This window comes from Paenibacillus sp. FSL R7-0297 (assembly GCF_038009025.1).
Lineage (GTDB): Bacteria > Bacillota > Bacilli > Paenibacillales > Paenibacillaceae > Paenibacillus_AQ.
Genome location: NZ_JBBPAQ010000001.1, coordinates 4809524 through 4832614, shown reverse-complemented (window position 1 = coordinate 4832614; position 23091 = coordinate 4809524). Strand labels below are relative to the sequence as shown.

Annotated in this window: 14 protein-coding genes; 10 read left to right on the top strand and 4 right to left on the bottom strand. The window is 49.8% G+C overall.

Features of this window, described 5'->3' with window-relative positions:
• Nucleotides 1-4 precede the first annotated feature (4 nt).
• Together MKZ24_RS21065 and MKZ24_RS21060 are read right to left on the bottom strand one after the other, a co-directional pair.
• Nucleotides 5-1291 carry an MFS transporter gene (locus tag MKZ24_RS21065; RefSeq protein ID WP_042236511.1) on the bottom strand — a complete coding sequence of 429 codons (1287 nt, stop codon included), beginning with the start codon at nucleotides 1289-1291 and terminating at the stop codon, nucleotides 5-7.
• A 31-nt stretch (nucleotides 1292-1322) separates the two neighbouring features.
• Nucleotides 1323-3545: a B12-binding domain-containing radical SAM protein gene (locus MKZ24_RS21060; RefSeq protein WP_042236513.1), complete on the bottom strand. Its 2223-nt coding sequence runs from the start codon at nucleotides 3543-3545 to the stop codon at nucleotides 1323-1325.
• A gap of 611 nt (nucleotides 3546-4156) precedes the next feature.
• Here MKZ24_RS21060 and MKZ24_RS21055 point away from each other — a divergent pair.
• Nucleotides 4157-4363: a hypothetical protein gene (locus MKZ24_RS21055; protein WP_156123153.1), complete on the top strand. Its 207-nt coding sequence runs from the start codon at nucleotides 4157-4159 to the stop codon at nucleotides 4361-4363.
• Nucleotides 4364-4433: 70 nt separating this feature from the next.
• Here MKZ24_RS21055 and MKZ24_RS21050 read toward each other — a convergent pair whose 3' ends face one another.
• A complete protein-coding gene (locus MKZ24_RS21050) occupies nucleotides 4434-5345 on the bottom strand; it encodes a ketopantoate reductase family protein (protein ID WP_042236514.1) in 912 nt (303 codons plus the stop codon).
• Nucleotides 5346-5492: 147 nt separating this feature from the next.
• Here MKZ24_RS21050 and MKZ24_RS21045 point away from each other — a divergent pair, with 147 nt between their 5' ends.
• A complete protein-coding gene (locus MKZ24_RS21045; protein WP_042242550.1) occupies nucleotides 5493-6041 on the top strand; it encodes a TetR/AcrR family transcriptional regulator in 549 nt (182 codons plus the stop codon).
• A gap of 229 nt (nucleotides 6042-6270) precedes the next feature.
• Here the strand turns inward: MKZ24_RS21045 and MKZ24_RS21040 are convergent, their stop codons facing one another.
• Complete coding sequence (locus MKZ24_RS21040; protein ID WP_340786037.1) at nucleotides 6271-9996, bottom strand: glycoside hydrolase family 9 protein; 3726 nt, start codon at nucleotides 9994-9996, stop codon at nucleotides 6271-6273.
• A 281-nt stretch (nucleotides 9997-10277) separates the two neighbouring features.
• Here MKZ24_RS21040 and MKZ24_RS21035 point away from each other — a divergent pair, with 281 nt between their 5' ends.
• From MKZ24_RS21035 to MKZ24_RS21000, 8 genes are all read left to right on the top strand, one after another.
• On the top strand, nucleotides 10278-11930 hold the full coding sequence (locus MKZ24_RS21035) for a response regulator transcription factor (protein WP_340786035.1): 1653 nt from the start codon (nucleotides 10278-10280) through the stop codon (nucleotides 11928-11930).
• A complete protein-coding gene (locus MKZ24_RS21030; RefSeq protein WP_340790198.1) occupies nucleotides 11818-13650 on the top strand; it encodes a sensor histidine kinase in 1833 nt (610 codons plus the stop codon). The genes MKZ24_RS21035 and MKZ24_RS21030 overlap by 113 nt, the downstream gene beginning before the upstream one ends.
• Before the next feature lie 106 nt (nucleotides 13651-13756).
• Nucleotides 13757-14692, top strand: a complete 936-nt coding sequence (locus MKZ24_RS21025) for an ABC transporter permease (protein ID WP_340786032.1) — start codon at nucleotides 13757-13759, stop codon at nucleotides 14690-14692.
• Between the two features lie 16 nt (nucleotides 14693-14708).
• Complete coding sequence (locus MKZ24_RS21020; RefSeq protein WP_042236530.1) at nucleotides 14709-15620, top strand: carbohydrate ABC transporter permease; 912 nt, start codon at nucleotides 14709-14711, stop codon at nucleotides 15618-15620.
• A gap of 77 nt (nucleotides 15621-15697) precedes the next feature.
• A complete protein-coding gene (locus MKZ24_RS21015) occupies nucleotides 15698-17269 on the top strand; it encodes an ABC transporter substrate-binding protein (RefSeq protein WP_340786027.1) in 1572 nt (523 codons plus the stop codon).
• Nucleotides 17270-17353: 84 nt separating this feature from the next.
• A complete protein-coding gene (locus MKZ24_RS21010) occupies nucleotides 17354-18457 on the top strand; it encodes a glycoside hydrolase family 88 protein (RefSeq protein ID WP_340786024.1) in 1104 nt (367 codons plus the stop codon).
• Nucleotides 18458-18496: 39 nt separating this feature from the next.
• Nucleotides 18497-20662, top strand: coding sequence for a GH92 family glycosyl hydrolase (locus MKZ24_RS21005; RefSeq protein ID WP_042236536.1), 2166 nt, complete (start codon nucleotides 18497-18499; stop codon nucleotides 20660-20662).
• A gap of 25 nt (nucleotides 20663-20687) precedes the next feature.
• Entirely contained in the window at nucleotides 20688-22946 is a 2259-nt protein-coding gene (locus MKZ24_RS21000; RefSeq protein ID WP_340786021.1) for a polysaccharide lyase 8 family protein, read from the top strand.
• The last annotated feature ends 145 nt before the right edge of the window (nucleotides 22947-23091 follow it).

Here is a 23091-nt window from a genome sequence, read left to right as displayed (position 1 = left end):
TTACTTATAGCGATTGACCGGTCTGAGGTGATGGGGACAACTGTGGAGCCTGGATGTCAAGGCTGCGCAGATGATGATTGGTGAGCCCGATGATCAGACAAACGGCAAACAAGGCAGCGGCAAGACCGAAGCATACCTCCACGCCGATTCTGTCGGCCAGAATACCTACTCCGCCATAGGTTAACGGGATGGAGATGTTAAAGGCCATGGAGCTGATGCTATTGACACGCCCCCGAAGCGGAGACGGAACCAGCAGCTGGAACAAGGTGCTCATCGGGATCACCGTGACTGTTACGCCAAAGCCCAGGATCAAGTTGCCGAAGCAAGCCGGCCAGAGAGCGGAAGATAAGGCGATCACACACATACCAAGGCCTTGAACTCCCAGGCCGCAGGAAAACCAGAGACCAATTCTCCGGGGAGACCTGCTGCCGACGAACAGACCGCCCAGAAGTAACCCCGCAGCTATAGCTGCATTGAAAATACCGAGCTCACTGGAACCGCCTTCTAGCAGCTCACCGACCAGCATGGGGGGGAGCACATTGCTTGGCCCTAAGGCAATATTGCTGAGCGTACCGAGAAGGATAAGCACGAGCATGGCCGTTTGTCCCCGCAGCCATTGCCAGCCCTCGCGGATTTCCGCGAAGATCGATAAGCCGGTGGAGGCGCGGGAATTCTTCCCGGCCTTGCCGCGTTGCTTAATTTGCTGAATCAGAGCAAGTGAGACGATAAAGGTTACCGCATCCACAATCACAGCCCCTGAATTCCCAATGGAGGCCACCAATATTCCACCCGCAACCGTTCCGAGAATACGGGTGATTTGCAGGGAAACGGACAACAGTGAATTGGCTGAGATGAGATAGGTTTTATCCGCGATGAGCTCAGGCAGAAAGGAGCTCTGCGAGGTAGCAAACAGGTTGCCCATAATCGATAAGCCGACTGTGATCAGATAGATATGCAGCAGCTGAAGCTGCCCGGTGAGCATGAGTACTGCAAGGATTCCGGTGAGCAGGGCCTGAGCGGCATCAGCGATCTGCATCAGAATCTTTTTGTTCAAGCGGTCTACCCAGGCGCCAATGAATAAACCGAATATCATTTCTGGCAGGAACTTGGCGACAATGACCAGCCCCACCTGGAGCGAGGAGCCGGTCATCGAGTACACGAGCCAGCTGATAGCCAGATTGTATAAGGAATCCCCGAAGACGGAGCTGGCACGGGCCAGCCATAGATAGCGGAAATCGGCATTATGTTTTAACAGGAGTCTGTAATTAGGTTTGCTGATTGCGGGGTTCAAGGAATAGCACACCTCCTTCATATAGCGATCTTCAAGCTTCTGCTGCCGGTAACCGTTTCAGCCGCAGAAGCCGGTTCGAGATACAGTGTTGCCATAGCTCAGTATGGAACTCATGCTGCGCCGATTGCTGCAGCAGCTCTGTCAAACTTAAGCCAGGCACGAAATTCCGCAAAAACTCGATCATGGGTACAGGAAACGGAAAAAGAGTGCCATCCCGCCGGACGAACAGCTGCTGCTCTTTGGGCTGCGGGTAATTGGAGCAATCCGGTGTCCATTGACTTAGAAGTTCAGTAATGTTTTGCGCGGTGACTGCCTTTCCATCGCATTCGGAGATGTCCAGGATCTTATCCAGGTTCTTTCTGTTAAAAAGCTTGTGGACCGGAAGGTAATAATGTCCCTCTAGAAGGTGTCCGTTTAATTCCAAAATTGAGTTCTCGTTAGCTGCCGTCTGGGTTGTCCCTCTGATGACCTGGAGGACCTTGTTCCCAAACCGGTCGTGATAGAACATCGAATGCGCAGTATCCACTCCCCCCACCCAGGGACGGTCAAACAGGTTGCTTCTGAGGGATGCTTTGGCCTCTGTCAGCTCCTTCGGTCCCCAACGGGAAGTGTTTGCAAGCAAGTGCGTTTGCTCACTGTAATATAGCCTCCAGGCGATATCTTCGCCCTCAAAAGGCCGGAGATCCTGAATGCCGAAGCGCTCCGGTTCTTTGGCTATAATGGCACCTTTGGTTAAGACGAACTGGCCAAGCCCGCCAAAAGTCCAGTGCCTGCTGTTATGCTGCAAAAAATCAACTGAACTCAGGGCATCGTCAACCGTTTCCGTAGGAAATCCGGTGAATCCCATAATTTGTACGCCGATGCGGGCTTCGCTGAACATTTGGATCGTTTCCTGAAGCCGGTCCACCTTGGTTCCTTTATTAATCAGATTCAATATCCGCTGGTTGCCGGATTCAAATCCGACCGAGATGGCGGTACATCCGCTTTGCTGAAGCAAAGCGCAGCGTTCAGGTGTCCAGTATTCCTCTAACCGGATCTCCGCTCCCCAGCGGATGTCAAGGCCTTCTTCCATAATCGCTGCCGCCAGCTTAAGCAGCAGGGCCGGAGATAACACGTCCACTGAGAAATAGATATATTTGTAGGTGACGGCGAGCGTCCTCAAATCTTCCATAATCTTATCCAGCGGGTATTGCCGCCAGGGACTGGTAGGCGAATCGGTATTTAAACCGTAATCACAAAAGGTGCACCGGTTCCAATAACATCCCCGCGAAGGAGAATAGTAAATGAACGGAAAGGGGGATAAGTATTTCTCCCAGGGCAGCTTGCTGTACTCCGGCACCGGAAAGGAGCAGATATCTTCGTATTTGATTTCCAGAACGGAGGCACCATGCACCGCCTGGTACCGGGGATGTAGTGCAATGTTCGGTGACGCAGGCAGCGGCTTATGGTGCTTCAATGCCTGGAGGATAGAGACCAGTGCACTTTCACCTTCGCCGATAATGCAGGCATCTGCAGAGTCAAATACAGCATAGAAATCGCTTTTGATCAAAATATATTTCCAGTAATCTGAGACGGCAGTCCCGCCAAATATAATCCGGATTTCCGGGCAGCTCTCCCGGATGTGCTGCGCCATGCTGAGCGCGAAAGGAAGCTGGGCGACATAGGTGATGCTGATCCCGACGAGAGAATAACCGCCAGTGATGATGCCGGGAATCAATTCGTTCCTGAAATAATCGGTGAAAGGTGCAGAGATCACTCCGGTAATTCGGGTATCGCGCATATCCATGGAGTTAAATACATTGAAAAATCCGCTAGTGGCTAAGCTGAACCCTCTGAATTGCCCCGGGAAGCCCTTTAGAGATAAGGCATCCATCCAGAGCATTACGGTCTCAACGGCGCTGGTATACAGCCTGTAGTCAAAGAATTCTGTTTCATCACGGAAAGTATGCAGCGCGGCTGGCAGCGCCCCGGCAAAATTCATGCCTTGTACTTTGAGCGCGTAATAAAGCTCCATCTGTTCAATGGGCGTAGGTTGTTCCAGTGCTTGAAGCTGCGCAGTCCGGTCATTTATATATTGCATTGTTCTTCCGATTTGCTCAGGCGTTACGGTATACAGCCAGGAGTCTATATTACTATCAATAATATCAATATCTTCAAAGCCGAATTGCCGCGCATAGCCCGCCAAGCAACATAGGCTGTGATAACCTGAAGTAGGATCGCTGACCGGAGGGTATATTAGCGCAGTTTTTACCATTCCAAAACCTCCATCATGAAGAGAATACCTCCTCATTGGAAGATTTAATGAGGAGGATGGGCTGCGGAGAGCTACTAGTGAATGTTATTGACGTTGTTCTGCCGTGTAACATCGTTATCAGATGCTTCGGTGACTTCCAAAATAGCTGCAAGCAGCTCTTTTTCTTCCTTTTTCATGTAAATTCACCTCCTTTAGCTAATTAAAGAGATTATATGCTATAAAATACCATCAGACCTATGAGTTAGCAGATTGACGATGAAATTAATTACAGATAAACTATTAAATTGGGTATTTCTGTGTAAAATCGCTCAAACCTAAATGAATACTCACTCTGCTGTTACGGGAAGAATGTATGCAAGAGAATGTCTGGAAGGAGTGAGCGCTTGATGAAAGTTGCAATCATCTTGAAAAGCATGGAATAGAACCCGTAATTTTTGAGAGCCGCAGTATGAATGGAGACCGGTTTGTGAATGCCGAAGTGCTATTCGTGGAAGACATAAGAATTAGCGCTGCCCATCACGGACCAATTCCAATTCACCGGTTATCCCCTAGGGGTATGTCGCTCCGGCAGGATCGGCAATACATTTTATGTCGGTAATTGCTTCGGGGCAATGATGCCGTTCATGGGCTTCGGGCATCATGCCTCCTGGATGATAGGAATTTATGCCGCCTGGGATTTATGCGGTTTGGGTAATTATGAGGAGCTTACCAAGCCGATCAGAGCGAGTTATGAGAACTCGATTGTTCTGCGCAGGACGATGGAGCATCTCTCGGATGAGACCCTGGATCTAATTATCCGTAATCTCGACAGCTGCTAGGGAATAAAATTGCTAACAAGCCCAAACCTTAATCCTTTAAAGATAGCAAGTTATCTGCTTCGTCCCTATATTAAGCTGAAGAGCTAACATTTTGGCTTAAGAGCTTCAATAAATCGTTCCTCAGCTGCACAATTTCCCTGTTTGCACTATCCGCGTAATCCGGAAGCAGCATATCCTTCACCATCTTACTCCGCAGCCATAGCATAAAGAAAAAATCTAATATCAGGTTTGGGCATAAAAGCACAAATTTAAATACAGATGGATGAATAGCAACACCAGCTTTTTGGATGGCCCTTAAATACGTTTTTAAGGTGACTGTTATTTGGTGTGCCGTTTGTCTGGTTCTGATTGTTTGTTCGTCAATGATCTTATGGTCAGAGTGTAAAACACTAAGCAGTGCAATGTCCGATACGGAATGTGTAATTAGATAAGCTCTCATATCCTTATTGATTGCGTAGGGAAGCTTTGCTGCTTTAAATAATTGTGCGAGGTTTTCTACACGTTCTGTCACTGCACCGTGTATTTCGCCAAACATAGTAGCTATCAGAATCTTTGGCGGGAACCGGGCATACAAAATCCCCTCTTTAATCTGTCCGCCAGCCCCGGGAAAAGCCGGTAAAAGTCTGTCTCCCACAATATCCAGCCACGAAGCAAATCCAATCGAATTATTAGTCATGGTAACAATATTTTTGCTTTGATTGTCTTTGAGTGCCAGCAACGCGGATTCGGCTTGATCGTAACGAACGGTTACCAAAATAAAATCATATACATCATCATTCTCAAGCATATCGATGACTTTTACCTGTACCGCTTTAACAGCACCTTTCTCATTATATTGCAGGCCTTTCTCTTTCAAGGCTATAAACCGGCTAGAACGCGCAAACAGAGTAACATCCACCCCTGCTTCCAAGAATTTGATTGCATACGCGCTCCCTATAACACCTGCACCAAAAATCAAAATTCTATTTTGTTTTACTGGCATAATAATCCCCCTATTTTTTTAACATTCCGGTATTGACTATCCAACAACGTGTTGTATGATGTGATCATAAATCTTTAGTCTTCCCTCATCAACCATCAGTATTTCAGGATGTGTCGGATGATAATCTTGTCTGCAAAGGAGTATGGAATGAAAAAACAGCCCGAAATCACGGAAAAAACGAGACAAAATTTCATAGATGTTTTTTGTGAGCTGTATAGCCAAAAGCCGATTGAAAAAATCTCGGTGCAAGAGATTGCGAAGAAGTCAGGATATAACCGCAGCACCTTTTATCAATACTTCACTGATATTTACGAATTGTTGGACTCTGTTGAGAATGATTTGTTGAATTACATCAAAGAAGAGTTGGCGAATAAAAAGCTGGCTGCCTATACTGTTCAGGATGCGCTTCATTGTCTGGAAAACCAGGAATATCTCTCGGTCCTCAAGGCCCTCCTTGGTGATTATGGCAGTATTCGTTTTATTGAACGCTTGAAAAGAGAAATGATCCTGGATAGATTGGAATTAAACGTTCCGCACAACGATTCCTTAAAGCCATACCTGATTGAGTTTCAGATCTCAACCTCACTTTCTCTGCTTCGACTATGGCTTCAGCGGGAAAAGGATTTACCGCCTGAAGAATTCCACAGGTTAGTGGACAACCTATATACAGCGGGGGTAACGGCCTATTCGAATTAATGGCTCTGCTCAGGCCACTTGGACAGCAAGCAGAGTGGCTCCAGGCACTATTGAATGTAAAAAGAAACCTCTCCTTTGAAATGGTTGTGTGGAAACTCCATTTGACTAAAAGAGAGGTTTCTTAATTTGTTTTTTAAGATTGTTGATACAATTCCCGCTTAAACAGAGGTCCGTTCGCGCAGCGTCCACTCAAGTACACACGATGATTCTACGCCAAAAAAAGGGATTATTAGCTACCCCAACTAACCTCAGGGCCACTCTGAACCTCTGTACTTATAGCATCGGTAAAAGTATCAGTAGTGTGGAAGTAGTAGGAATGCTGGCCGGGAGGCAGCTTGGTCGTGTATTGATAGACTCTGCCGTCAACATAGCTAGTGTCACCCGGATTAGCAGGCTGCATGGTCCGGACAACGCCGTCCACGACCAGCTCCATGGCAAATGGGGCCTGATTGTCCGCATCGGTATAAGTGACTGTGAAAGTAAACTCGGTTTGCGGCGTGCCTTCTGTATGATTTACGCCTCCTGAAGTTAACGTTGGCGCACTTCCGCTGACCTGATTGGTCGCCTTAATTTCATCGATCAGCATTTCTCCGGCAGTGACTGTATTTTGTTTCAACCAAATGGACATCTTCAGTGCCTTTTTATCAATAGCCGGACTAAGTGCATTCAGATCGAATTGCAGATCGCTCCATTCCGATGGAACCAGTGCCCAGCCTCCGGTCAGATTGTACGTTCTTTTGCCGTCATTGATTTCAATCCGGGTTCTGAGGTCAGGAGAGGCCGGATTCTTAAGCGTAAGATTCAAATACCGGTAGCCGCTCAGATCGACCACATCATTCCACGGCTGGAACTTAGCTGCTGAAGCCACACTTGCCGGAGTTTGGGCGAATTTGCCGGCTGAACGTCCGTCTGCTGTAAGCTTGGTAAACGTTCCCGTGCCGCCATTCTGATTATACCAGTTGACCCAGGTCGTGTTGGCCGCAGAGCCACCCCAGAAGCCGCCGCCTCCAAAATCATCATATAACAGCGGAGTGGAGGGGTCCGGCAACGCCGGAGCAACAGTGTAATGAGTCGAGCTGTAGGTGTATCCGCCGGAAGAGTCCTTCGCACGAACATCTACTCTCCGGCTTACGTAGGGCAAGGATTGGCTCTCATCGATAACCGCAGCGTACACCGCATCGTTTACAGTCGAATATACATTACCGGAAACCGTCATCGGCTGATAAGGCAATCCGGCTGCCGCATACTCTACCTGGCTCAGACCATCTCCAGCCTCAGCGAAAACAGTTACATTTCCGCGGACCCATTCTCCAATCACCGGAGAGAGTACCGGCAGGGCGGGCGGCTTCGCCGTGTTGTCCGCACCTGTTCCCGGAGCTGCACTCAGCCCCATTACCGTATATAGGAGTCCTGCCTGAATACTGATGCTGAACTCGTTATACCGCCACTGATTCGTATCATCCAGATAGAGCGACCGGTCCTCGTACCAGGGGCTTATACTGTTTCGATTCTTAGGATCCTTCATATTCGGTCCGCTGACCATGGCGCCGGGAAAGATAATTCCGGTATCACCCGCAGTATTGGAATCCTCATTGTAACGGGTATGCGGGAACATCACATGATGGGTGCCGATGCCGGAGACCCAGCTGATATTCCACGGATTTTCTCCGAACAGCCAATACATGCCCTTCACCACCGCCTCCAGTGCTGACGGGTCACCGAATAATTCATAGTACCGCAGCAGGTCCCCTAAATAAGAAGCATGAGGTTCGTTTACACCGAAGTTTTTGAACTGGTTCAGTACACCATACGGTGTATCATCTGATGTGGAGAGGAAGAAATCCGCTTGTCCTTTTAACAGACTGTGAATATGAGATTGTGTCGCAGCATCGGCAGCCGGATAGAACTCGGCCATGGACATTGGGCTCATATCCCAATAGTTCGTGGAGGAGATGTCACCCAGGGTTAAGGCGTTAATTGTAGCCGAGGCTGCGTTCCAATACTGGATATTGCCGGTCAGCAAGTACAGTTCCACATCGGCGAGCAGCTTGGAATTGGGGATGCCTCCTCTGGTGGAGTAAGAGCCTATTGGACCGTCGGGATGGGCAACCACATATTCATAAAAGATAACAGCCGCCGTCTCGCATTGGTCGGCAAAATCCGTGAGTTCTGCAATCTGAGCTGACGCGATATCGCCTTCGTTAATAGCCGTGCGGATCGCGCGAGCTGTAGCAGCAAGTGTACCCGCTGATTTGGCTGAGCCGCCGACACTTAAATCGGTCAGCTTCCGGTCATCCGCTGTGCCGGATATGTTATCGGTAGATTTCTCCGGATGAACGAAAGAAGCATTGTTCCTGAGATTATACATTTCCCCGCCTAGCTGATCCGCGAACTTGATGAGATATTCGCTGCCGAAGACAGCTTCATCTACCAGGTCCGGGATGCCATTGCTGTCGTTATCGTACTTCACGCTGTCTTTGTCCGCATAACGCGTATAAGCAAGTGCGATCTCCGCGCCGACCCATTGGTTACCGCCATATTTGCCGTAATCACCGGCATCGTACCAGCTGCCTGTCAGATCATAATGGGTCAGGCCGTCCGCAGACTGGGCATCATCCAGGTGACCCGCGGCATGGAAGAGTTTGGCAGAAGGAGCTACACTGCTGTAACCCTCAGGATAAGCATCACTTGTGGCTACTGAGGCACGCAGAAGACGGTAGAAGGCAGTCATTTCATCCTTGTATTGATCCCACAGGTTAGGCGTGATTTCAAAAGGATAGGAATACTGCTGATTACTTCGCACCCTGTAGTTGTTCCCGGCATCCGTGACGGAGGAGAAGCCGATAGAGTAAACATGCTTATTCCAGTAAAAGCCCTCGTAAGTCATGGTGCCTGAAGACACGACATTAGCTCCATCCAAGATCTCATAAGTAGCGTCTGTGACGGTTGTGGTTGAGATGAGTTTGGCGTTCTTGATATCGTCTGCACTGTAGCCGGCTTGGCTCACTACAATATCAATCACAGAAGAGGAATTGGTTACGCTCAAATTGTGAATTCCGGTCGTGACTTCATTCGAAGTCGTATCCGTGGTACGGAAATAGTAGGAATGGGCTCCCGCCGGAAGCTTGGTCATGAACCTGTAATCTTTTCCGTCCGTGTAGGTTACATCAGCTTGATCGGTTTCGCGCATAGTATAGGCCGTGTCATCAATGATCACCTGAACAGCATAAGGGGCCTCGTTATCCGGGTCGGTATAAGTGGCATCGAAGGTAAAATTAGTGTTCTGGTTATAGCTGCCATCTGTATCCGCACTCATCACAGCCGGGCTTAACTGAGGCGCGGTACCGCCGGAGGCCGTGGTAAACACGATATCATCGATCAGCAATTCCCCGTAAGTCCCGCCGGCTTGTCTAAGCCACACCTCCAGTTTGACTTTCTCCTTCTGAATCTTGGGCGACAGGGCATCCAGATCAAACTGCAGGCTGGTCCAGGTATCCGTTGCAGATACATAACCGCCGGTAAGATTGTAATTGGTGATGCCGTCGCTTATGACAACACGAATGAGTGACTGGGCATAACCTGCATTTTGCAAAGACAGATTCATATACCGGTAGCCTGAGAGGTCAAAGGTCTCGTTCATCGGCTGAAACTTGGCCCAGGAGGTGGAGGAGCTTGGGGTTTGTGTGAACTTTCCAATTGTGCGGGTGCCTTGGACCGTCTCGGTGAAAGTGCCGCTTCCCCCGTTCTGATTGTACCAGTTCGTCCAATTTTGCTTGAACAGCCCCCCGCCGGCAAAATCATCATACAGAAGAGGGTGGGCGGGTCCCGGTAAGGGGTTAACCGCTGCTGCGGCAGGCCGGGGAGAAAGAGCAACAGTACTTATGATCAACAACAGGCTGAGGCATACCGGCAATAACTTTTTGAGTCTACCGGGGAATAGGCTTGATCTGAACATCTGTTTAACCTCCTCATAGTCGGATAATGTGAACCCTAATCTCCTTTCCTCATTTATGTAAACGCTTGCAAAAAGAGCATAAAAGAGTTACTATCACTAGTCGATGATGAATTACGGGAAATATATGATCTATACTAGGGCTGTAACGGCTTCGAACCTATGAAACAGAGTTCCTTCAAAGCCTGACGGTCAACAATCCTGATATAGATCACACAAAAGATGAAATAGATCATCTACCGTAATTTGCAGCGAGTGTACTGTGATACAAAAGGGGGAGCATCATGTATAAAATTCTCGTGGTAGACGATGAGCCGAGAGTGAGTGCGGGAATCAAAAATTTCCTGCTCGCTTCGGATATGAACATTACTTATGTAGAAACAGCTATCAATGGATTTGAAGCGATTGATTATTTGCGCATGGACAGCTTTGATCTGGTGCTTACCGATATACAGATGGGCCGGATGAGCGGTATTGAATTAATGGAAAATATCTATATGGAGCAGTGGAATGTCCCGGTGATTGTCATTTCCGCCCATGAGAAGTTTGATTTCGCCAAGAAATCGCTCCGGCTGGGGGCAAAGGATTATCTGGTGAAGCCGGTAGAGCGAACAGAGCTGCTTCGTGTGGTCCGCAAAGCCTTAACCCAGAAAGAGCTTACGGGCAAGAGCCCGGTAGCGGAAAGCAGGCAGATACAGGAGCAATCCAGGCGTAATGAGTGGCTGATGGAGCTGGTTACAGAACGGAATCTGACCCGGGAGGATATCGAAGATGTGACCGGTGAGCTGGGAGAGCTTTTACAAGGACAATTCTTCGGTGTGATCTCCAGCCGCATTGATTTTAGCCAGGCCGGCTTCAGCCGTCAGAAGGTCACGCTCCATGACCGCAAACTATTGAAATATGCGGCTATCAATATTATGAATGAAACCTTATTGGAGTGGAATGGTTTGACCTTCAACGGTTTCGGCCATTCCATCATCAGCATTATCCAGTTGTCTGCCGAAGAAATGGGCGATCCCCAGGTTAGGGTTCATTCGCAGATCCATATGATCGGGCAGATGATCGCCATGAATATGAAGCAGTATCTGAATGTGAAGGCAACGATAGGCCTTAGCACTTTAGGCGGGGATGTGTTGATGCTCCCCAAGCTGATGGAAGAAGCAGACACTGCGGCGGAGTGGACCAAAGTCCATCCCGGACAAAGAGTCTTCTATTATCACGATATAGCCGTGCAGGATAACCTGAGTATGGTGGTCTGGATGAATAAGGTCAGTGAATTCATGGAGCAGATGAAATCAGCGGTAGAATCCTCCGGGGACTTGAATCCGCAAAGCATCCTTGGCCAGCTGCCGGTGTCTGAACTGTCGCAGGAAGTCACGAACAGCTATTGCGGGATGCTGATTTACCGGATTTACGGACTGCTGGTCGAATACGGACAGGGGAACGGGGCTTCCCTCTATGATTTCAACCCGGATAGGGTGTTCCAGGGACTTAGCGGACAGCAGAAGCTGGAACGGCTGCACCGGTATATTGAAGATTCGGTTGCTTTTTTGCAGCAGCTCTCTAAGGCCAGAGATCAGAACGTGATCTCGCGGATTACCAGCTACATCCAGAAAAATTACCGTAACCCGGCGCTGAAAATCCAGGATATTTCCGAGGAGGTTCATTTCAGTGCAGCCCATCTGGGTTATATTTTCAAACGTGATATGAAAACCAACCTTTGGGATTATGTGACGGCACTAAGAATGGAAGAGGCCCGCCGGCTGATGATTACCACGGACAAGAAACGGTATGAAATCGCTTTTGCGGTAGGGTATGAGTCGCCTGAGCACTTCAGCCGGATGTTCAAGAGAATGCTGGGGCTCACACCGGCAGAATTCCGTAAGCAAGCCAGAGGAGGGAACCGGACTGAAACCGAAACTGAAGCTGAAGCATAAAGTCACCCTGGCATTCCTCGTATTGATTGTTTTGCCTTTTATAGTCGTGGGCTGGATTTCAGCTTACGTGGCTGTAGACACCATCAAGGAAGAAGTAGGCAGTACTACACTACAGCTGGTTAAACAAAATCATGTGACGATCGACAAAACCATATCCGCGATCAATGACAGGACGATCACACTGCTGGATAATCATTTTTTCAGTAATCCGGCGGGGTACAGCTTCTGGACCGGAATAGACACGCTGAATGAAATCCAGCAGGCCGATAATATTCTGGAGAGCTGGTCTACCGGGGGCACAGAATATGCAATTTATATGAGAAATATTGAGTCTAGAGATACGCCTTTTGATCTTTCCCATAAGACGAAGGGATTTAAATATTTGGATAAAGACAAAGGCGGATTGCCTGACGCTATGGTAAGCAACATGGATGACAGCGGTGGCGGGGCACTGCGCATTACGCATACAGAGACCGGTGAGCAAACAATCTCGTTCATGCGCAGTATTCTCAATCCCCGGGACTATAATGAGGCAATCGGCCTGCTGGTGGTCAACAAGGTAGAGGTGCTTTTAACCCGGGACATGGTTGCAGTTGAGGTACCGTCTACTGCGGGTATCTTCTTATTCAATGACAAGGATGAGCTGCTAATGACAGCCGGTTCAGGCAGCATTTCACTATCTGAGATTGACAGGAATATCGGACCTGCGGCGCCTTACGGCTTCACCTTCGCTGAAGAAGGAGGGGAAGAGTGGCTCTATGCCTATTCGGACAGCCCGAAATTCCACACCAGATTATTGTACAAAATCCCCTTAGCGTCCATTACCGGTAAGCAAATCTGGCTGCAAAATATGCTCGTCATTATCTCCGTCGTTTTTTTAGCGTTTGTCCTCACGTTCGTTCTCTATTTAGTACGGCTTGTCGTCAAACCCGTAGTGAAGCTTGTCTCGGTAATGAAAATTTATGAACCCGGCAAAACGCTGTCATGGACGGAGGAGCCGCTCAGGCATGATGAATTCGGCATTCTATATGGATCATTTGTGAAAATGACCAAAAGGCTGGATTATTCGATTGAAGAAAATTACGTGATGCAGCTGAAACAGAAAGAGTATGAGCTGCTGATGCTCCAATCCCAGATCACCCCCCATTATCTGTACAATACCTTGGACTCGATTTACTGGTACGCGCTGGATAGCGGAAATACCGAGGTTGGTGAAATGGTCCGTGACTTGTCCATGCTGCTGCGTATCGGCCTCAGTAAAGGTCGGAAAATGATTACAGCCGGGGAAGAGCTGGAGCATGCCCAGGCCTATACACGGCTGCAAGAGAAACGCTACCCTGACACCTTCGAGGTTTGCTGGCAGATTGATGAAACATTGAGAGGCTATGAAACTCCCAAAGTCATTATTCAGCCACTGATAGAAAATGCCATTATTCATGGCGTGCGCGGAATGGATGGGGAAGGCGAGATACGGGTATCTGCCGTTCAAAGTGAAGATACCCTCCGCTTCATCGTAGAGGACAACGGGCATCTGCCTGTAGATCCGGATGAACTCTCCGCCATTATGCAGGAAGAGCATAGTCCGAAGGGCTACGGAATCAGAAATGTGCATCAGCGGGTCCAGCTCCATTACGGCGAGGCGTATGGCTTAACCTATGAACGAAGCGGAGAGGGGTGGACACGGGCAATCATTACCCTGCCTTTGCGCAGGCCCGAATGAGGTACTAACGGCTATGGGCGTTTAAAAGATCACATTTTTACAGGAATGCATCATCGTAGCCGTGTAGAGATGGTTCTATAATAAGTCCATGAAAGGAGTAATGGACATGACTAGGCCTACTAAATTCTCAAGATTTATCCATGCCATGTGGAAGTACAAGGCGCTGACACTAATGATGCTGCCGGCAGTTCTTGTCCTTCTGGCGCACAGCTATCTGCCGATGTTCGGTATATTCATTGCGTTCAAGAATGTGAATTACATTGACGGAATTTGGGGGAGTCCATGGGTAGGGTTCGATAATTTCAAATTCCTGTTCTCCTCGGGGGATATGTGGAGAATTGTAAGAAACACGCTCCTGTACAGCTTAACCTTTATGATGCTGAACTTGGTGCTGTCAGTATCGATTGCGGTGGCCATCAATGAGATCCGGAGGCGGTTTCTGGCAAAAGCTTACCAAAGCTTCATTATCCTGCCGCACTTCCTGTCGATGGTCGTAGTGAGTTATCTCGTATACGCTTTCCTGCAGCCGGATCATGGCTTCATTAATGCCACCGTCCTCAAAGCCTTCGGGCAGGATGCGGTGTTCTGGTATTCGGAGAAGGAATACTGGCCTTATATCCTGGTGTTTGTGAACGCCTGGAAGCATGCCGGCTTCGGTGCTGTAATCTACATTGCGGCGATCGCCGGAATTGACCCCGAATACTATGAGGCTGCTCTCATCGACGGGGCTTCCAAGTGGAAGCAGATTACGAACATTACGATTCCTTTTATCCGGCCGGTCATTATTATTATGACGATTCTGTCGATGGGAAGTATCTTCAGTTCAGACTTCGGGCTGTTCTTCCAGGTGCCCATGAACTCAGGGGCATTGTATCCGGTTACGGATACCGTGGATACGTATGTATACCGGGCCTTGATGCAATTAAATGATATCGGGATGTCCTCGGCCACGGCGCTTGTTCAATCGGTGGTTGGGTTTATCATGGTGATCGCAACCAATAGCGCGGTCAGACAAATTGACCGGGAACAGGCATTATTCTAAATAAAGGAGAACAATCATGGCCAACGACTCCGGCAGCCGCATCGGCGGAATTTCTGTAGCTTCCAGTTTAATTTTAAACATTGCTTTTGTAATCCTCTCATTAATCTGCTTTTTGCCTGTTCTGCTAGTCATTATTGTATCCTTCACAGACGGACAGTCCATTCTGACTCAGGGATACAGCTTTGTTCCGGATAAATGGTCGTTGATTGCCTACGAATCCATCTTTAAGGATTTTCAGACGATTGTGTCGGGCTACCGGGTGAGCTTCACCATAACCATTCTTGGCACAGCGCTCAGTGTGCTACTCATGGCACTGTATGCCTATCCCATTTCACGTGCGGATTATCCGTTCCGTAATGCATTTACGTTCTTTTTGTTCTTCACGATGTTGTTTAATGGCGGGATGGTCAGCAGATATCTAATTTACACACAGGTGCTGCATATCAAGGATTCCTATATGGCGCTGATCCTGCCCATGCTGATTGTGCCATTCAACGTAATCATTATGCGGACCTTTTTCCAGACGACCATTCATCCTGCAGTGATTGAATCGGCAAGAATTGACGGTGCGGGTGAGCTTAGAATCTTCCTGCGGATCGTTCTGCCGCTCTCGTTGCCTGTCCTGGCAACCATGGCCTTGTTCAGCACAATCGGTTATTGGAACGACTGGTTCAATGCGCTGCTGTATGTCAGCAGTGAGGACAAATATCCGCTCCAGTATTTGATGATGCGTGTCCTCAATGATGTGCAGTATCTGCGCAATAATGTGGAGCTGGCTGCCCAGAATCCAACGATGATGAAGAACCTGCCGAATGAATCCTTGCAGATGGCCATGGCTGTCATTGGGATGGGGCCGATTCTGATCGCGTATCCTTTCTTTCAGAAATATTTTGTCAAAGGCCTCACAGTAGGGGCTGTTAAGGGCTAAAGCAGCGGTGGAACCGGCAAGCAGCATATTCTGTCTGCCGTTCTATATATAAGCTTAATAATCTAGGGAGGGTTAATATGAAAAAGGTAAAAGGACGTAAACCGCTATTCACAGCGATTGTTCTGGTTCTTGCGTTATCCTTACAGGCATGCTCTGGCGGTAATAACGGGGGTACTTCCGAACCGGCAGCATCAAAAGGCACGGAGAGCACGAGTACTGCGGCGCCTGCTGACAGTCCGGAATCACTGAAGCCTTACGAGGTGTCAATTATCTACTTCGGTGCGCCGCAGCGGGATGATGCGCTGGTCGAAGCCAAGCTCAGTGAATATTTCAAAGAGAAATTCAATGCCACTGTTGATCTTCAGCCGATCGCCTCCAGCGAATACAAGCAGAAGACCGAGCTGATGTTAAATGCCGGTGAGCCGATGGATCTTGTATTCACAGCCTCATGGCTTAATTTCTTCGGCAACGTCTCTAAGGGCGCCTTCCTGGATCTGGATGATCTGCTGGCCAAATACGGGCAGGGCATCTCAGAGAACCTGAATCCGATCTACCTGGAGGCTCCGCGCTACAAAGGGAAGCTGTATGGGATTCCCACAAACAAAGAGATTACCCAGGGCAAGGCCTACACTTACCGGAAAGATATAGTCGACAAATATAGTATCCCTATTGAGGATATTAAGACGATGTCAGACTTTGAACCCTGGTTCAATCTGCTGAAGGAGAAAGAGCCGGAATTGATTCTGGATTTCATTAAGGAGTCGGGTGAAGGCATGATGTATGAGACCCGCTCGAACTTCCGCGTTATCGGGCCGACGCCTAACAAGATTCCTTTGTTCTTATATGACTATACGAATACAGATAACATCCAGATAAAGTCGGTTGTTGATCCGGAAATCTCATCGATTGCCAAAGCGGAGTATGAGCTGAACCGCAGCTACTATGAGAAGGGCTACATCAATAGCGATGCAGCTACAACAACGACTGACATCGGTGATTTAAGAAAACAGGGTAAAATCTGGATGCAGCAGGCCGTCTGGAAGCCGGGGGCTGATATTGAACTGAAAATTGCCACCGACAATAAATATGATTTCGTCTCTAAGGTTATTGAAGAGCCTATTGTAACCACGGACCTTGCCGCCGGATCGATGTTCTCCATCTCCCGCACCTCCAAAGATCCTGAGCGGGCCATGATGGTATTAAATGCGCTGCATACCGATCCTTACGCCGTGAATCTGTTCGTTAACGGAATTGAAGGCACCCACTATAAGAAGATTAGCGAGAACCGCATCGAGCCGATTGCCGATTCCGGATATGGCACCAGCGCCTTGTTCTGGGTGATCGGTAATCAGCTCATCAATTATCTCAAGCCGGGTCAGCCTGATGATTTGTATTCAAGCTGGAAGGAATTCAACAATGAGGCCAAACGTTCACCGCTGTTAGGGTTCGTATTCGATGAGTCGTCCGTCAAAAACGAGATTACTCAGCTCACCTCGGTCATTGGCGAGTACCGGGCCGCAAGCACGGGGGCAATTCCTGACCCTGCCAAAATGCTTGAGGAAAGAAATGAGAAATTAAAGAAGGCCGGCATTGAGAAGGTCCAAACAGAATTGCAGACCCAAATTGATGCCTGGAAAGCAGCTCAATAATTAACGGATTGAAGCATGGCAGGAGGTCTGTTGTTTCAGGGCGTCCTGCCATTTAAATGTACAAGAGAAAAGGAGACATACACGATGGAGACTTGGATCAATGAGGCCTGGGATTATTCCCTGGGCAAATTAAGCAACACGCGCTACAGAATCGGAGCAACCTTCCCCAATGCCTCTTACGGCGGAAAATATGATGCGCGTGACCCCGATTGCTGGACCAACGGGTTCTGGCCCGGTATCCTGTGGCTGGCTTATCGTGCTACCGGCGATGAGGAATACCGGAGGATCGCCGAGAACTGTGAAGAGCAGCTGGATGCGCCTCTTCAGGAATACGAACAGCTCCATCATGATAACGGATTCCTCTGGAGTCTGTCAGCGGTGGCCGACTACAAGCTCACCGGCAATATGCAGTCCAGAAGAAGAGGGCTGATCGCTGCCAGCCATTTAGCCAGCCGCTTTAATCTTAAAGGGCAATTCATCCGTGCCTGGCTGTATGAAGGCAGTGAAGGCCTGGCTATTATAGATTGCATGATGAATCTTGGTTTACTGTACTGGGCCAGCGAAGAGCTTAAGGACCCGCGGTACCGGCATATAGCCGCTGCACATTCTGAGATGGCGCTCCGCGAATTCATCCGTCAGGATGGCTCGGTGCACCATATCGTCCGCTTCGATCCCGGAACGGGAGAGCGGATAGAAGCGCTTGGCGGACAAGGGTATAGTCCGGATTCCGCCTGGTCCCGCGGATCGGCCTGGGCGATTTACGGATTCGCTATAGGGTACCGCTATACGCGCGACATCCGGTTTCTGGATGCGGCCAAAGCGGCTTCGGATTATTTCGCCGCACAATTGCCGGAGGATCTTGTGCCTCCGTGGGATTTCCGGGCGCCTGCCGAACAGCTATGGGCCAAAGATTCAACAGCTGCGGCCTGCGCAGCCAGCGGAATGCTGGAAATTGCCTATCTGCTGGAAGGTGAAGAAGCAGCGCGCTACCGGAAGCTCGGCGCGGCAATAACGGAATCGCTGTTCCGTCATTACACGCCGGAGGACCCGGCGGAAGAAGCGTTGATTACTAAGGGGACCGGCAGCTTCCCGTCCAATGCCGAAGTAGAGGTGCCTATCATCTACGGCGACTTTTTCTTTCTGGAAGCCTTGCTGAAGTTAAAGGGAGAGAGCGAAATCTTTTGGTAGAGGGAAGGCTTTACCAGCAATGAAGGAGGTACAACGTTGATGAGAAGAAGAGTGGATTACGTCGATCCGTTTATAGGCGTGGATGGGGAAAACAATTGCTTGTGCGGGCCTTATCTGCCTGGCAGCATCGTAAGGCTTGGCCCGGATACGCTGCCGCCGCAGCTATCCCACGGCTATGACAGTTCGAGGCCGATTATCCGATTCAGCCATACGCATGTCAGCGGAACAGGGGGCGGAGGCCGTTACGGCAATGTGGGCTTCACCCCTTATACCGGCATGCAGCGGTTCCATATTGATCCTTACCTTAAGGAGAATGAGCAGGCCGAAGCAGGATATTACAGCGTGCGATTAATGCCCGCTGCCATACAGGCTGAATTGACCAGCACAGCGCGCACAGGCATCCATCGTTACCGCTTCAGGGCAGGGGACGCTGCCAACCTGCTGATTGATGCAGGAGCAGTCATTCAGGTAGGCGGAGATGAGCCGGGGAAGACTACCGGCGTCTCCACGGGCGGTTACCTTGAAGTGATATCGGAGTACGAGATTGCAGGCCGTTCTGATCTACGCGGGGGCTGGGGGCATGAGTTCCCTTATTCCGTGTACTTCTATATCCGCTTCGATCAGCCGATGAAGAGCAGCCTGCTGGCAGACGCCGGCGGAGTACGGCGTAGCCCGTCTGTAGATGGCCCGAATTGTAAGGCTTCCCTTAGCTTCGGTGACTGCGGAGTTCTGGTGGCGAAGACGGGTATTTCTTATGTAAGTGTCGGCAAGGCCAGAGCCAGTGTGGACCGGGAGGCGTCTGCCGGATTCAATGAAATCCGGCAAGCGGCCAGTAGCATCTGGGAGGATAAACTAAGCAGAGTCACGGTGGAAGGGGGGAGCGAGGAGCATACACGGCTGTTCTATACCCTGATGACCCGGCTGTTCTGTATGCCGAGTGACTTGGGTGTAGACGATGAGAACTTCGCCTGGGAATCCGGGGTCCGGCACTTCACTGATCTGTATGCACTGTGGGACAGCGTCCGAAATGCCAACTCGTTGATTACACTGCTCGACCCGCAGCTTGAAGCGGATATCCTCAATTGTCTGCTGGATATCGCGGATCATACCGGCTGGCTGCCGGACGCCTGGATTATGGGACATAGCGCGATGATTCAAGGAGGAAGCTCCGCAGATGTGCTGTTCTGTGAAGCGGCGCTTAAGAAGCTTGAGGGAATCGACTATGCCAAAGCCCTGAAGCAAATGCGCAAGAATAATGAGGTTACGTCCCCGGACACCTGGCTCTATGGCCGTCACCTGAAGGATTATCATTCCCTGGGGTACTTGTCGACGGATGTGAAGAAGAACTGTGTATCCCGTCATATGGAGTATACCTATCAGGACTGGTGTATCGGCCGGTTAGCTGAGGTTCTCGGTCAGGATAAGACAGCCGAAGAGTATTATCAAAGCTCGGAGAAGCTATGGAATTTATGGAGGGAGGATCTCAAATGCTTCGCGCCCCGGCTTCCGGACGGGGAATGGGCAAGGTCCTTTGACCCCACATCCTGCCTGCCGGATTCATGGAATGATCCTTACTTCTACGAAGGAACCAGCCTGCAATGGTCGTTCAGCACGCATCATGACTTTCATGGACTGGTCGAACGGCATGGGGGGAGAGAAGCTTTTATCAGGCATTTAGACCGTTTTTTTGACGGCGGATTCTATAACTCCAAAGAAACGATGCTGCATATTCCTTATTTATATATTTATGCGGGAAGACCCGACCGGGCGGCTGACCGGGTCCGGGAATGTCTGGAGACATACTTCAGGGCTGAACGTGACGGATTGGGTGATAACGAAGATATGGGCTGTCAGAGTGCCTTTTTCATCTGTTCAGCTATGGGGTTGTACCCTTTGATGGGTCAGGACATCTATTTCCTCGTTCCACCGTTTTTCAATAAGGTAACCCTGCTGTTGGGAGCGAAGGAGACTCCCGTTCCTTTGACGATCGAGACTCAGGGTGAATGCAGCGGGTCCGGCAACCGGTATATAAGGTCTGCTTCAATCAACGGTATGGAATTGAACCGTGCCTGGGTCCGCCATGAAGAAATCGCCGGAGGAGGCACGCTTCTGCTGGAGCTTGGTTCTGAAGCCGGAGAGTGGGGAAGCATGATTCCACCTTCTCCGCTCACGGAACGGGAGCAAGGCAAACAAACATCATGGTAGGCGCTGGCTCAAGGAGAGAATACGCATGCAGATTCTGAAAAACAAATGGCTGCAATATATCTCGGGAGATACGCTGAGTCATGAATCGCTGCAAAGTGTCAGGCATGATCAGGAGACGATGCTCTATCACCAGGTGTTGATATGGGCTGATGTTCCTTATGCTGAGAACGCTTCGGATGTGTTTATGATCATCGGCAGATTAAGAGGGATGGCAATCGCTTTGAAGTCATCACGGTCTCCTTGTTATCTGGACTCTACATTAAGGCAGCAGGTGATCTATGGATTGGAATGGCTAAATGCACAGAGATACAACGAAAGCTTCCGTCCCTATGGAAACTGGTGGTATTGGGAGATTGGCGTGTCGATTGCGCTGCTGGAAACACTGCTGCTCATGGAGCAGCTGCTGGATACAGAACTTATAGAGCGGCTGCTCCTCACCATAGACAAATATGTGGGCGATCCGGCGTTTCATGCACAGTGGTTCGTGGCTAAGGCTCCGCCGTCCACCGGAGCGAATCTGGTCTGGAAGTCTACGGCAGTTGCTCTTGCTGCCGTTATTCAGGGCGACGGGCAGAAGCTGTCCGCCGCCCTTAGTGCGCTGCTTCCGGTATTCAAGAATGCTAGCGAAGGGGACGGCTTCTATGAGGACGGCTCCTTTATTCAGCATGATAAATACGCGTACACCGGCGGATATGGGGTCTCACTGCTGCAGGATGTGGTCCGCCTGATGGTGTGGCTACATGATACTCCTTGGGAATTTCCGGGTGAAGCCCGCGATTTGACAGCCAAGTGGATTGAAGCTTCATTTGTGCCCCTTATGTTCCGGGGATCTATGCTGGATATGGCCAGCGGCAGGGAAATCTCGCGGGCAGATTCGCAGAATCATGAGAGCGGACATTCGGTGATCACCTCCTGCTTACGCTTCTCGCGCATACTGGATGAAGTAGAGCAGGTACGGCTGCTCTCCAGAGTGAAAGGGTGGATTGTGGCTGACACGTATAAATCCTATACAGCCGGTGCACCGCCAGATACTGCCGCACAAGCCAGAGCTCTGCTGGACAATGAACTCGTGCAGCCTGCCCGGGAAGAAGCCTTCTGCAAGCTGTTTGCGCATATGGACCGGGTGGTGCTGCAGGGTCCGGGTTTTGCTTACTCCATTAGTATGTTCTCCAGCCGGATCTATAGCTATGAATCTATCAATGGGGAAAATCTAAAGGGCTGGTATACTTCGTATGGCATGTGCCAGCTGTATAATAGTGACTTGGGGCAATATGCCGATGCTTACTGGCCGACGGTTGATCCCTGCCGCCTGCCCGGAACTACAGTAACTAATATGCGGAAGGAAGACGGAGCCGGGCAAGGCCGTTTAAGCACCAAGTCTTTTGTCGGCGGGGCCGTACTTCATAACCAGTGCGGCGCCATCGTCATGGAATTGGAGGATGTAGTTAACGAGGCCGATGGACTGACAGCGCTCAAAAGCTGGTTTTTGTTCGGAAACCATATTATCGCCTTAGGAACGGATATTACGAGCCGTAATTCCGCTAAAGTGGAAACGATTATAGACAACCGGAAATTGAGCCCGTTGGGAGAACATGCGATTACAGCAGACGGAACAAGGATCTGCCGGAAGCCTGGATCTGGCGAGATAGAGACCCTTAACCCCAAATGGATTCATATGGCGGGCAGTGAGCGGGGAGCAGATGTGGGCTTCTTCTTTCCTGAGCAATGCTGTGTACATGCCATGCGTGAACAGCGGCAAGGGACCTGGAAGGAAATCAACGATGCCGGTTCACCTGAGAAGATGGAACGGTTCTATCAGATGTTGTGGTTCGATCATGGCGAAGCCCCGGCGGGAGATACCTATGCATATGTGCTTCTGCCTGGCTACAGTGAGCAAGAGACTGCTTGTTTTGCTGAGGAACCAAGGGTGAGAATCCTGGAATTGAATGCTCAGGTGCATGCGGTTGAAGATTCGGAACTGGGAATTACAGCAGCCCATTTCTGGAAGACCGGCTGGTATACAAGTGGGGGGATTGCTTGCAGCAGTCAGGCCTCCATTGTGCTGCAAAGGAATCCGGCAGGCTGGAGCCTGGCTATAGCCGATCCGACACAAAGGCAGCACAGTCTGATCGAAATCGGGATTGAATTCAATCACTCTGTTACCCGAGTGATGAACAAGTCAGACCGGATAACGGTAGAACACATTGAACCCGGGAAGGTGAGACTGTGGTTTGACCCGGATGGTGCCGGGGGAGCCTCGTTTCACGTTGAGCTTGGGCCCTAGCGAATCTATGAAATGAGGAACAACATTGGCAGAGTTGTCTGCGCAGATGGCTTGGAATAGTTGGATTTTCTCCATTTGCTCATGAATGGAGGAGTCCTAGCCAAGCTACAGTTGGAAGATCAGGGGAGTGTGCCGTCAGCAGAGT

What these genes read in the sequence shown, in the direction of transcription:
- MKZ24_RS21060 (WP_042236513.1), bottom strand. Translation starts at nt 3,545, where the DNA reads ATGGTAAAAACTGCGCTAATATACCCTCCGGTCAGCGATCCTACTTCA.
- MKZ24_RS21055 (WP_156123153.1), top strand. Translation starts at nt 4,157, where the DNA reads ATGATGCCGTTCATGGGCTTCGGGCATCATGCCTCCTGGATGATAGGA.
- MKZ24_RS21050 (WP_042236514.1), bottom strand. Translation starts at nt 5,345, where the DNA reads ATGCCAGTAAAACAAAATAGAATTTTGATTTTTGGTGCAGGTGTTATA.
- MKZ24_RS21045 (WP_042242550.1), top strand. Translation starts at nt 5,493, where the DNA reads ATGAAAAAACAGCCCGAAATCACGGAAAAAACGAGACAAAATTTCATA.
- MKZ24_RS21040 (WP_340786037.1), bottom strand. Translation starts at nt 9,996, where the DNA reads ATGTTCAGATCAAGCCTATTCCCCGGTAGACTCAAAAAGTTATTGCCG.
- MKZ24_RS21035 (WP_340786035.1), top strand. Translation starts at nt 10,278, where the DNA reads ATGTATAAAATTCTCGTGGTAGACGATGAGCCGAGAGTGAGTGCGGGA.
- MKZ24_RS21025 (WP_340786032.1), top strand. Translation starts at nt 13,757, where the DNA reads ATGACTAGGCCTACTAAATTCTCAAGATTTATCCATGCCATGTGGAAG.
- MKZ24_RS21020 (WP_042236530.1), top strand. Translation starts at nt 14,709, where the DNA reads ATGGCCAACGACTCCGGCAGCCGCATCGGCGGAATTTCTGTAGCTTCC.
- MKZ24_RS21015 (WP_340786027.1), top strand. Translation starts at nt 15,698, where the DNA reads ATGAAAAAGGTAAAAGGACGTAAACCGCTATTCACAGCGATTGTTCTG.
- MKZ24_RS21010 (WP_340786024.1), top strand. Translation starts at nt 17,354, where the DNA reads ATGGAGACTTGGATCAATGAGGCCTGGGATTATTCCCTGGGCAAATTA.
- MKZ24_RS21005 (WP_042236536.1), top strand. Translation starts at nt 18,497, where the DNA reads ATGAGAAGAAGAGTGGATTACGTCGATCCGTTTATAGGCGTGGATGGG.
- MKZ24_RS21000 (WP_340786021.1), top strand. Translation starts at nt 20,688, where the DNA reads ATGCAGATTCTGAAAAACAAATGGCTGCAATATATCTCGGGAGATACG.